The sequence below is a fragment of the Pseudomonas sp. LS_2 genome (genome assembly GCF_042709235.1).
In the GTDB taxonomy this organism is placed as follows: domain Bacteria; phylum Pseudomonadota; class Gammaproteobacteria; order Pseudomonadales; family Pseudomonadaceae; genus Aquipseudomonas.
Window position 1 is genome coordinate 1 of record NZ_JAVAYC010000073.1, and the last position, 836, is coordinate 836.

Here is an 836-nt window from a genome sequence, read left to right on the forward strand (position 1 = left end):
TGAACCAGGCGCTGGACCGCCCATTGACCGTCACCCTTAGCAACGGAGACCAAGTCACCCTCGCGGCGGGCCAGACCCAGGTCGAGTACAAGGCACCCGCTCAAGGCGACGATGTCTTCAAAGACGCAGGCTCGCTCACCGTCGGCGTCAGTAGCGCCACGGTCGAAGGCAAGACTTTCGAAAACCTGGAGCTGGGCAGCCCGGCAACCGTACAAATCAGCGATACGCCCAGTGAGGTGGTCGCCACGCTGACGGCGGACAAAACCACCGTCGCCGAAGGCGGCCAAGTCACCTATACCGTCACCCTGAGCAACGCCCAGGGCTTAGCGGTCACGGGCCACAGCGGCTTGGTGTTTACCCTTTCCGATGGCACGAAAGTCAACGTGCCTGCGGGCAGCGCAACGGGCACGGCCATCGTCACGGCGAAGGACGACGCCTATATCGGCGGTCAGCCCAGCATCGTCAACAAGCTGGAAAGCGTCAGCGGCGGGGATAACTTCGAGAAACTCACCCTCGGCAGCAACACCCTCACGACCACCGTCACCGATGAGACCGGCTCGGGTACGCCGGGTGCAGGCAACGAGGGCGATAAGGTATTGGTGACCATCATCAGCAACGGCGATGTCACCGAAGCCCAGCAGCCTTCGTTCACCGTGAAAGTGAACCAGGCACTGGATCGCCCATTGACCGTCACCCTTAGCAACGGAGACCAAGTCACCCTCGCTGCCGGACAAACCCAGGTCGAGTACAAGGCACCGGCTCAAGGCGACGATGTGTTCAAGGACGCAGGTTCGCTCACCGTCGGCGTCACCAGCGCCACGGTCGAAGGCAAGACC

Annotated in this window: 1 protein-coding gene; it reads left to right on the forward strand. The window is 62.3% G+C overall.

All coding sequences use genetic code 11. The features are described from left to right. The coding region (locus RAC97_RS24600) for an immunoglobulin-like domain-containing protein (RefSeq protein WP_379671519.1) at positions 1 to 836 on the forward strand (836 nt) is incomplete at both ends.